Origin of the sequence: Legionella sp. km772 (genome assembly GCF_003989735.1) — a bacterium.
Taxonomy (GTDB): Bacteria; Pseudomonadota; Gammaproteobacteria; order Legionellales; family Legionellaceae; genus Legionella.
Genome location: NZ_RZGQ01000096.1, coordinates 1 through 10891 on the forward strand (window position 1 = coordinate 1; position 10891 = coordinate 10891).

Consider the following 10891-nt stretch of genomic DNA (forward strand, 5'->3'; position numbering starts at 1 on the left):
AAATCAAATAATCACTATAAAGATCAAGCATATCCATTTAATTCCCTCCCTAAAATTAAGGGCGGAATTCTAATGCTTTTTAGTCAAACTACAAGTTTATGTGCGTAACATGAGTAAATAACCTAAAGCCGTAACCGTATAGCGAAGATTTTGGTATTGGGCATGCCAATTAACTAATCTTAAACGATCCAGATAAAAGGTTTCAGGTATGGTATGTAAAATAGAGGCGTCGGGTTGTTGTAATACAGCAAGCATTAGAGCATGACTGGCGTAAGAGCCGAGATATTTTGAGCATAAACTGTGCAGGTTAAGTCGATATTCCTCCGGCGAGCTTACAAATTTATCTAGCCATGCTAAAGTATAGTCGAGATTAAATTGTTTTTTGGATAAACGATGGTGGAATTCTTTTTGTTCCATGGCCACAATGTTACGAGCAATTAAGCCTCTTGCCTGAGCAATTTGGTGGTTTTTTAATTCCAAATTAATTTGTGAAATTTTATAGTAAATATAGTCAATGGTCTCTCCTAAAAGAGCGCTTCTATCACCTGGGACGCTTAATCGTCGCGTAATTTCATCTAAAAAATAGTCTGTTTCACGAACGTGAGCAGGGGACTCAAGACTTTTAATTTGTTCAAATAGTGGATAAATGCTTTCGTATAAACCGCGCTCTAAGCCTAGAGTCGCGATTTTACTTTTTATTAATTCGGGGTTAAAGGCTTGCTGTAATCGAATAAGCTGCTGTCTATTATTCGGGGTGAATAAGGCTAAATTATTTCGCATTTCAATAATAATCTCGATGATGGGTTCAACATTAGCCATTTTTTGCTCAAGAGCAATGATTGCCGCAGTGACATCTTTTTGGGGGGCTATGGCGCAAGCCGCCGGGCTAAGTGTTAATTTAGGATTTAAAGCTAACTCGTGGACTAAAGCTTCGGTCGGAGAACTAACCCATTTTCTCGCTTCTAGCGCAGCATTTAATTTTCCTAATTCTTCGGTCAACAAACGCTCACCTTCATCACGGAGTAAAAAATGGATTCTTCTTCTAAGGGTGTCCTCTTGTTTGCCATAGGCTTCATAGAGCTCGAGCATTCTTGGGTCGAGGCTGTTTAACACTGTAAAACGTTTTGCTTCAATTTCTATATACTTAGCAATTAAAATTTTACCAAGCTTATGCCGATTTTTGGCTTCCCATTCATTAAAGGTTTCGTAATAGGCCATTTGTTTTTTATGAAAAACCTCTAGATAATCGTGTCCTTCAGTCATGAAACGATGATCGTCATCTAGGCGCTTATTACTTAGGCTTGAGAGTACTCTATCTGCAGATGGCGTGGTTTCTGCCAAGGGAGAGCTTGGGACATCGTCTTCTTTTAAATAAATCCTACTCATAAACTCGCACAGCTCTTCGAAAGATTTGAGCATGTCTCTTGCGCGAGTCAATAAAAGCTCATCAATATCGGAGGGTGATTCAAAAAGAAATTTAGATTTAGTCGCAATCATGTAGGCGGTTAAAAATTGACGTTCCGCTCGATACACATTGGACAAGCTCATCCGAGAAGGCAAGATAATGTCTTTGGTTTGTTCTAAATGGATTAGCAATTCACGGGTTACCCTAAGCGTTTTTGGGTCGAGAAGAAATTTTTCGAGTTTAGGAAAGGAGTCTTGTTGTGCTTGTTCTAGTGAAACCATATCATGAACATAATGAAAGGATTCTGCCGCAGTTTTTTTAAGATGTAGTTGTTTCCACCATCGTTGAATGAGCCAAGCTGCTTTTGCTTTCTGTTGTTCTGCGTCGACATCTCTACTAACAGCGGTTGCAGTTGTGGAGGGAGACGATGTAAGCCCGAAAAATGAGGTTCTATCAATTTGTAATTTCATTCCATTCTCCTTTTTGTCCCGACTTACAGTCTGACCAAAATTAATTCGTTTTGTCAATAGGTGAGATAGGACATTTTTCAATGAACTAAAAGTTTATAAGGCAAGTGCACATAACTATTAATTACATTGAATTTAGTAATGCTTTTTACTATGATGCTGGCACAGCAATCCCTATGATGTTCTGTTAGCTCTATTTACTTTAATTATTAAGAAAAAAAATGAAAAAAGTTGCTATTGTTCAATCCAACTATATTCCCTGGAAGGGGTATTTTGATCTGATTGCTGCTGTAGATGAGTTCATACTTTATGATTGCATGCAATACACGCGGCGAGATTGGCGCAATCGTAATCAAATAAAGACTCCTCAAGGTATCCAATGGCTTTCAGTCCCTGTGTCCGTGAAAGGAAAATATTATCAAAGCATTCGCGATACCTTAATTGATGGTCCAGCTTGGGCACATGATCATTGGAAAACTCTGGTGCAAAATTATCGCCGAGCCCCCCATTTTGATGAAATTGCAGCTTGGTTAGAGCCACTTTACACTCAGCTCACCTATAGTCATCTATCTAGTCTGAATAGACAATTTTTAGAAGCAATTTGTAATTATTTAGGGATTAAAACCTTACTTACTGATTCGGCCAATTATCAACTTGGTGAAGGAAAAACTGAAAAACTTGTGAATTTGTGCGTGCAAGCGGGGGCTACAGAATATATTTCGGGGCCTGCCGCTCTTAATTATCTCGACGAGCACTTATTTGCAGAAAAAAACATTAAATTGACTTGGTTTGATTATTCAGGCTATGAGGAATATCCTCAATTGTGGGGTGAGTTTACCCATGGTGTGAGTATACTTGATTTATTATTTAATTGCGGCAAGAATACGGAAAAATATATGAGATATTTGAGCCGATGAAACTTTCGATAGTGACCACACTGTATCACTCTAGGGATTATATTAATGAGTTTTACCAACGGGCTACAAAAATAGCCCAACAAGTTGCAGGTGAGGATTATGAAATTATCTTTGTAAACGATGGTTCACCTGATAATAGCTTAGAACTAGTAGTTGAACTTGTGAATAGAGATAATCATTTGGTGGTGGTCGATCTATCGAGAAATTTTGGCCATCATAATGCAATGCGTGCGGGGCTTGAACATTCGCACGGTGAGTTAATTTTTCTTATTGATAGTGATTTAGAAGAAGAACCCGAATGGCTGACTTTATTTCATCAACAAATGCTCACTAATAAAGCAGATGTGGTTTATGGGATCCAAAAAAATAGAAAAGGTGGGTGGTTTGAGCGCTATAGCGGCGCCCTCTACTATTCACTCTTAAATCGATTGCTCAGTATCGAGCATCCCAGAAATATAACGACTACTCGGTTGATGACAAGAGCTTATGTCAATGCTCTTTTACAGTACAAAGAGATTGAAACAGTGATTTCTTGCTTGTGGGTAATTACTGGTTTCAAACAAATACCTCATACTGTTGTGAAGCATGATAAAGGAAAGTCTTCTTATAATTTATTCAAAAAATTTAGTCATTTTGTTAATGCAGTAACTTCTTTTAGTGCAGCCCCGTTAAAAATGATCTTCTTTTTTGGACTTTTAGTTTTTTTGATTTCAACATTCTATGCTCTCTATCTGGTGATGGGACGACTTTTCATGGCTAAACATGTCGAAGGGTGGACCTCAATTATGGTTTCAGTATGGTTACTAGGGGGCATGATAATTTCTTTTATAGGCATTATCGGCATGTATTTAGCAAAGATCTTTTCAGAAACAAAGCATAGACCCTATGCAATAATTAAGAATATATATGGAAGAACAAATGGAAATTAATTCAAGTTATGAACGGCATTATGCCCAACGGTCAATGAGCAAAGTATATCCTACTGAATTTGTAGTGAGAACTTTTTTAGCAAGCTATCCTGGCCTCGAATTTCAAAAGCCTAAGCCCGGCGACAAAATATTAGATGTGGGCTTTGGTGACGGTCGAAATACTGTTTTTCTATGCGATCTAGGGTTAGATGTTAGTGGAATTGAAATTACTGAAGCTATTGTCTCCCAAACTCAAAACCGACTTGAAAACCTAGGTTATAAAACCGATTTGACGGTGGGACGAAATAGTAAGATCCCTTTTGAAGCAGAGTTTTTTGACTATATTCTAGCCTCACATTGTTGCTACTATTGTGATGAGGGAGAAACCTTAATTGATAATTTAGCCGAATATTCTAGGGTGTTAAAAAAAGGCGGTTATCTTATTGCTTCAGTAGCAGATAGCGCCTCCTATATTTTCCAAAATGCCCGTTGTTTAAATGACGGTACCTATGTGATTGCTAATGATCCTTACAATAATCGAAATGGTTATAGACTCCAAGCGTTTGCCAATCCTCACGAAGTAGAACAGTTTTTTTCTCCTTTATTTAAGAATTTTTCTTTTGGTTCTGCAAATAATGATTATTACGGTATCAATGAGCGCGTGTTTTGGGTTGTGTGCCAGAAAAAAGGTTAAGAAATGAAGATGAATGTAAATTATTTTTGTACTTATTGTACTAAGCAAAAGCTTGTTGTTAGGAATGATGGTCTTGAATGCCCCCAAGGGCATTTCTTTCCTTATCTGGAGGGGACGGATGTACCCGTTTTTGCTTGTGAGCCTGAAAATGCAAATGAGTACTCCACTGCTGATGCGGTGGCTATGCATGATAATGCGTTTGACTGGGTATATAAAACTTTTGGCGCAGATGAAAAAACTTTAAGAAAGAATTTAATTTCTCGTTTAAATTTAACTAAATCAAAAAAGATTCTAGTTACCGGTGCTGGCAATGGTAATGATCTTCCTTTTATTATTGAGCGCTTAGAAGGATGTGGAACTATTTATGCCCAAGATTTTGCGAAGCAGATGTTAGTTGATGGAGTTAATAAATACCAAGCTCATAACAGTCAAAATCTGGAGTTATTTTTTTCATTAAGCGACGCTACGAACTTACCTTTTAGCGATGATTTTTTTGACATCGCTTACCACTTCGGCGGAATAAATTTATTTTCCGATATTGGCAAAGGAATTTCTGAAATGAATCGCGTCGTAAAATCAGGTGGTCAGGTATTAATTTGTGATGAAGGTATTGCACCTTGGTTAAAAAATACCGAAATAGGGAATATGCTCATTAAAAATAATCCCTTATATGCCTATGAGGCCCCTTTAGCACTTATTCCGCCTAATGCCAGAGAAGTAAAATTGTCGTGGGAATTATACCATTGTTTTTATGTGATTGAATTTATTGTTTCAAAAGAGGCTTTGCCTATCAATATTGATGTACCCCATAAAGGAAAACGAGGTGGCACCATTCGTTCCAGGTATTATGGTCAGCTTGAAGGTATAGATCCACTCTTAAAAGATAAAGTCTATGCGGCCGCAGAAAAACAAGGCTTGAGTCGAGTCGAATATTTAGAGCGTGTCTTAAACGCGGCATGTAACGCAGTAGATTAGGAACCATTATGTTAAGTCATGTAGAACAAGCCATACCTTTTAAGTGGCAAAAAAAAGGATTAGTTTTTGAACCTAATATGCCGAATTTTACCCATGGCTCTCATCCTTGTGCCATCCATTATAAAGATAATATTTTCATTGTGGCTTTTACTTGTCGAGATGAAAAAAGCCGTTCACATGTATTCTTATCTTATGCAGAAGTTGCCAAAGATAAAATGACCCTTTTGGGTAAGCCTAAATTAGCCTTGATGCCTGGCGATACGGGCTACTTTGATTGTGATGGGGTAATTAGTGTTTGTTTGATTGAACATAAAGGGCAGCATTATCTCTATTATGTAGGGTGGCAAAATCTTCCTGAGGGGATGTGGCTTTGTGACACGGGCCGTGCGCTACTCAATACTCATGAACTTAGTCTTGAAAAAGAGTTCACTGGTCCTGTTCTTGGCAGAGATAAAAACAATCCCTTGTTTGCTGCAGCAACCGCCTTTCATATTAAAGATGATGTTTGGCATACTTGGTATAACTCAGGCGTTAAATGGGAAAAGAAAGAGCATGGTTGGCATCATCACTATGGCATTCATCATGCCTATTCGAACGATGGTGTTGATTGGACTTGTGAACCAGGATTATGTATTCCCTTTGCCGATGAATACGAATATGCTTTTGGTCGCCCTAGCGTATATTACAAAGATAATCTCTATTACATGTGGTTTGCCCATCGAGCTACCAAAGACATCGCGACTTATCGCATAGGCTTTGCATCCTCCAGCGACGGAGTAAAGTGGCAACGTAATGATGCACTTTCAGGAATTGATGTCTCAACAGAGGGCTGGGATAGTGAAATGGTTTGTTATCCCTATATTTTTGAACACGAAAAACAAATTTATATGTTATACAATGGCAATAACTACGGAAAAACGGGATTTGGTTTAGCTGTTTTGGAGAATGTTTTATGAAAAAAGTCATTCTTGCAGGAAATGCTATTACAGCTGAAATACTTTATAATTATTTGCTTCAAGATAAGCGCTATCAAGTTATGGGTTTAACCGTAGACGATGAGTATGCGGCTCAAGGAGGGATTAAAGAGCTCGAAACCATTCCTTTTTCCCAGGTGGCTGCAACGTATAAGCCTGAGACTCACCAAATCATTATGGCCATGGGCTATAATGACATCAATCAAACACGTGAGTCGATGTTTTTCCGTTTGAAAAATTTAGGCTATCACATTGAAACCTACATTCATCCTGATGCAAAAATTTATACCCAATATCCTATAGGGGAGGGCTCTGTGATTATGCCGTCCGCCGTGGTTGAGCCTCATGTGCGTGTAGGGGTTAACTCAATGATCTGGGTCAATGTTACTTTGGCACATCATTCACAGGTAGAGGATCACTGTTGGCTGGCGTCAGGTGCAGTTATCTCAGGAAGTGCGCAAATCAAACGAAATGTTTTCATTGGGGTGAATGCCACCATAACTAATGAAATTATCGTTAATGAATACTGTATTATTGGTGCAGGTGCATTAATTACTAAGAATACTAAAGCTTCATCGGTGCATTTGGCTCGTTCAGGTGAAGAGTTACGTTATTCATCTCAAGACTATGTAAAATTTTTTGGAATTTAATTATGAATCAGCGTTTAGTTTCTGTGTTAGCAAATGTTTTTAATCTCAGAAGTGATCAAATAATTATTGATCTCCGTAAAGAAAATGTGGGCAGCTGGGATTCTTTAAAGCAAATGGATTTAGTGGTCTCTTTAGAAAAAGAATTTTCTATCAATTTAGAAATTTCTGACATCGTAAAAATGGACTCTGTACGTAATATTATGACGGTACTTGCTGATAAGGGTATTCATTTTGAAGATTAAGGATAGCGTTATATTAATTACGGGTGGTGCAAAAAATTTGGGGCTTGAAATGGCTCTTTATTTACATAAGCAAGGCGCTATCGTACTTGTGGTTGATTATGATGCAAAAGCCGTCGCCCAGTTACCACCTGAAATTAAGGCTTATGTTTTAGATATTACTGATAGTAATAAAGTTCAATTATTAATTAAGAATTTATTTGAGGAACATGGATCAATTCAAGTCTTAATTAATAATGCAGGGCTGATTCATAGTGAGCCTATGATTAATATTATGAACGTTGATAATATGGCCCATAGCTATCAATCTTTTCGGCATTGTCTAACCGCCAATTTAGATACTGCTTTTATAATGAGCTCCGCTGTTGTTGCCCAAATGGTTATGAAAAGGACTAAAGGTCTTATTATTAATATGAGCTCAATTAGTGCGGAGGGTAATGAAGGACAAGTGGCCTATTCTGCTGCCAAAGCTGCCATTAATGCGATGACCCTTAGTTTAGCTAAAGAGCTTGGTCGTTTTGGGATTCGTTGCAATGCCGTAGCACCTGGTTTTATTGAAACAGAATCTACTTATAAAGCTTTAAATCCCTCTATAATTAAACACATTCAAGACAATACCCCCTTGCGACGTTTAGGGCAAGCAGTAGAAGTAGCGCAAGCAGTGACTTCTTTAATTGAAAATGATTTTATGAACGGGGTCATATTGCCAGTAAATGGTGGGCTTACCCTATAATGTTTTTGCTTTGCCCATCCGATTATAATAAAGCATATCAGCTGTACCGAAGGTCTTATTATTTTTTTCCTTTAATTGCTACTGTTTTACTCAATGAACAAGAGGGGTTGGTTTATGCTAATCATTTAGATAAACCGACCCAATTCTATGTCGAGCATTCATTTGGTTTTTCGCAAATATTTGGCGAACCCGATAAATCGTTTGAAAATGAACTAGAACACTATTTATTTATCCATAAAGAATTCAGGATCAATAAAATTCGTTTATACGCTCCTGTACTACCGAGTTTTCTCACTAACGCAGAGTATCAGTCATGCAAAGCTATACGGCAGCATTTTAAATTAGCAAATAAGGAGCTCATAAGTCCTAAGCTCAAGGCTGGATTAAGCTATGCTCAAGTTAATACCGATAATATCCAATTAATTGAACGTACTTTTGGCTTAACATCGCGGTTTTGGCGCAACGCTGCAGAGTTTATAAAGAAAGCTAATGCGGTGGTGGTCTATGTTGGCGATTCACCTGCGTCAATTTGCTATTCTGCCGCCGAAGCAGATAGGTATACTGAAATTGATGTCTTAACTTTAGAGAATTATAGGCATTTAGGCCTAGCAAAATACGCGGTACTTGGTTTTATTCAACGTTGTTCTGAGTTATCATTATCACCTTTATGGGACTGTTTTACTAACAATGAAGGCTCAATGAGGCTTTGTGAGTCAATAGGTTTTTTACCTCTTCACGAACCTTATCCTTTTTATACTATTAATAAATGAAGGGGAATTGCTGCAAAACAATTCTTAAAAATATGGATTATTATAATTTAGGATTATTTTTTTCAGATGTAGCAAAAGAAAATAAGGCAAAAACTGCGTTGCGGTATGCAGATAAGACGCTTAATTTTGCTGAATTATTGGATTGGACTGAGCGTTTAAGTGGCGTCTTGCTTCATTATGGCATACAGCAAGGTGATGTTATTGCCATTGCCAGTACAAAACAAGAGTTAAGCTATACTTTAATGTTAGCAGCCCTAAAATTAGGCATTGCTTATGTTAATATAGATCTTAACGCGCCTGCAGTTAGAAACCACCATATCCTTAAATTAGCCCAGGTTAGTTATTTATTCTACGATCAACCCTCATCGCTACCCAAACTCGAGGAGTTAATTAATCTTTCTCAAGTAAATGCTCTAGAGCTAACTAAAAACATCGCTTCTTTATCACCAAGTAGAGGTGAAAAATTAGAACATTTAATGAAAAAAGTCGATGGAAGTTCTATTGCTTATATCATGTTTACATCTGGTTCCACAGGGATACCCAAAGGGGTCGCTGTTACCCATCAGAACTTAATACATTTTATTAACTGGGGTAAACAGCATTTTCAAATTAATCCTAATGATAATTTTGCCCAATTGAGCCCTTTGTATTTTGACAATTCCGTATTCGATTTCTATGTGGCTTTGTTCTCTGGCGCCTCATTGAGCCCTATTTCAAGAGAACTGCTGAACCAACCTTATGAGCTCGTCCCTTATATTAATAAGATGGCCTGCACGATATGGTTTTCTGTGCCTTCATTACTCATGTATCTTACCTCAATGAAGGCTATTGCACCGCAATGTATGCCTCATTTGCGCCATATTGTTTTTGGTGGAGAAGGTTATCCTAAAACCGAACTGAAAAGACTGTATGATTTTTTCGCCAGTCAAGCTCGCCTTACTAATGTTTATGGGCCTACTGAATGCACTTGTATTTGTAGTGCTTACTCCATAAGCGAAAGTGATTTTATGGATCTCGAGGGTTTACCCCCCTTAGGTACACTCAATATTAATTTTGATTATTTAATTCTTGATGAACAAAACAATGAGTCCGCGCAAGGTGAACTCTGTCTTATTGGGCCTAATGTTGCTGCAGGCTACTTTAATGATTTGAATCGAACTAAAGAGGTCTTCATTACCCTAACCGATAGCAAGCATTTCATGAAGCGAATGTATAAAACGGGTGATTTAGTCAAGGAAGAAGAGGGAATACTTTATTTTATCGGTCGTAAAGACAATCAAATAAAGCATATGGGCTATCGTATCGAGCTTGAAGAAATAGAAAACGCAATGGCCAAATTGCCTCACATTAATCAAGCTGCTGTAGTATATCAAAGGGCTAATGCGAGTTATGGTAAATTGATAGGCTTTGTTGCTAGTTCGGAATCCCCCGAAGAGCAATATTTACTGAATGAATTAGAAAAATTATTACCCAATTACATGATTCCTAGCCGAATTGTAGTTAAAAAAGTCTTGCCTAAAAATTCCAATGGTAAAGTAGATAGACAGCAATTAATGACTGAAAAACTCTATGGATAAATTAAAAACCTATGCTGACTATCGAACTGTAAAGCAAATTGTTCGTTATGGGATTGTAGGACTCCTCAATAATGGTTTTGGCTATTTAATTTATTTGCTTGTTACCTATTTTTGGTTAGAGCCTAAGCTTGCGGTAACTGTGCTTTACCCCATAGGTGTATTAATGGCTTATTGGGGGCATGCCAAATATTCTTTTAAATCGGACCAAATTGATAGAAATTCTTTTATACGCTATGTCGTAACATATATCATTGGTTACATTATTAATTTCTTGGCACTATATATATTTTCAGATATTTATGGGTTTCCTCATCAATTAATCCAAGTGATTTCTATTTTTGTTGTGGCAGGTAATGTATTTTTATTGCTTAAATTTTTTGTTTTTCCTAAAAATTTAAACATCTATAACAAAGGATAGCGTATGTTTTCAACTAATAAAAACCATATACAAAAACTAGTGCTATCACTAGGCAACGTCCCTGAAGTTTTTATAGACAAGATTTTATTTTGAATTGGTCACAGATTTTTTAATTTCACTTCGATCTACCCCCTCTCCCGCGATAGGAACTTTGATAGTATGAT

The 10891-nt window shown here is 37.3% G+C and carries 12 protein-coding genes; 11 read left to right on the forward strand and 1 reads right to left on the reverse strand.

What is annotated here, in order from left to right:
- Positions 1 to 96 precede the first annotated feature (96 nt).
- Complete coding sequence (locus ELY15_RS10200) at positions 97 to 1875, reverse strand: TCP11-related protein (RefSeq protein WP_127099645.1); 1779 nt, start codon at positions 1873 to 1875, stop codon at positions 97 to 99.
- Between the two features lie 218 nt (positions 1876 to 2093).
- On the opposite strand from ELY15_RS10200, the gene ELY15_RS10205 reads away from it, so the two are divergent.
- Genes ELY15_RS10205 through ELY15_RS10255 form a run of 11 tightly spaced genes read left to right on the forward strand, consistent with a single transcriptional unit; the run spans position 2094 to position 10727 of the window.
- Positions 2094 to 2789, forward strand: a complete 696-nt coding sequence (locus ELY15_RS10205) for a WbqC family protein (protein ID WP_127099647.1) — start codon at positions 2094 to 2096, stop codon at positions 2787 to 2789.
- Positions 2786 to 3718 (forward strand): glycosyltransferase family 2 protein, encoded by a 933-nt coding sequence (locus ELY15_RS10210; protein ID WP_127099649.1) that lies wholly within the window; start codon positions 2786 to 2788, stop codon positions 3716 to 3718. Before ELY15_RS10205 ends, ELY15_RS10210 begins: the two co-directional genes overlap by 4 nt.
- Complete coding sequence (locus ELY15_RS10215) at positions 3708 to 4391, forward strand: class I SAM-dependent methyltransferase (protein WP_158617447.1); 684 nt, start codon at positions 3708 to 3710, stop codon at positions 4389 to 4391. The genes ELY15_RS10210 and ELY15_RS10215 overlap by 11 nt, the downstream gene beginning before the upstream one ends.
- Positions 4392 to 4394: 3 nt before the next feature.
- Complete coding sequence (locus ELY15_RS10220) at positions 4395 to 5366, forward strand: class I SAM-dependent methyltransferase (protein ID WP_127099653.1); 972 nt, start codon at positions 4395 to 4397, stop codon at positions 5364 to 5366.
- An 8-nt stretch (positions 5367 to 5374) separates the two neighbouring features.
- Positions 5375 to 6322, forward strand: a complete 948-nt coding sequence (locus tag ELY15_RS10225; RefSeq protein ID WP_127099655.1) for a hypothetical protein — start codon at positions 5375 to 5377, stop codon at positions 6320 to 6322.
- Positions 6319 to 6990 carry an acetyltransferase gene (locus ELY15_RS10230; protein WP_127099657.1) on the forward strand — a complete coding sequence of 224 codons (672 nt, stop codon included), beginning with the start codon at positions 6319 to 6321 and terminating at the stop codon, positions 6988 to 6990. The genes ELY15_RS10225 and ELY15_RS10230 overlap by 4 nt, the downstream gene beginning before the upstream one ends.
- 2 nt (positions 6991 to 6992) lie before the next feature.
- Positions 6993 to 7232, forward strand: a complete 240-nt coding sequence (locus tag ELY15_RS10235; RefSeq protein WP_127099659.1) for an acyl carrier protein — start codon at positions 6993 to 6995, stop codon at positions 7230 to 7232.
- Positions 7222 to 7962 (forward strand): SDR family oxidoreductase, encoded by a 741-nt coding sequence (locus ELY15_RS10240; protein ID WP_127099661.1) that lies wholly within the window; start codon positions 7222 to 7224, stop codon positions 7960 to 7962. The genes ELY15_RS10235 and ELY15_RS10240 overlap by 11 nt, the downstream gene beginning before the upstream one ends.
- Positions 7962 to 8732 carry a GNAT family N-acetyltransferase gene (locus tag ELY15_RS10245; RefSeq protein ID WP_127099663.1) on the forward strand — a complete coding sequence of 257 codons (771 nt, stop codon included), beginning with the start codon at positions 7962 to 7964 and terminating at the stop codon, positions 8730 to 8732. Before ELY15_RS10240 ends, ELY15_RS10245 begins: the two co-directional genes overlap by 1 nt.
- A gap of 32 nt (positions 8733 to 8764) precedes the next feature.
- Entirely contained in the window at positions 8765 to 10309 is a 1545-nt protein-coding gene (locus ELY15_RS10250; RefSeq protein ID WP_158617448.1) for an amino acid adenylation domain-containing protein, read from the forward strand.
- The gene (locus tag ELY15_RS10255) at positions 10302 to 10727 is read left to right on the forward strand and encodes a GtrA family protein (RefSeq protein WP_127099667.1); all 426 of its coding nucleotides are present in this window, start codon (positions 10302 to 10304) and stop codon (positions 10725 to 10727) included. The genes ELY15_RS10250 and ELY15_RS10255 overlap by 8 nt, the downstream gene beginning before the upstream one ends.
- The last annotated feature ends 164 nt before the right edge of the window (positions 10728 to 10891 follow it).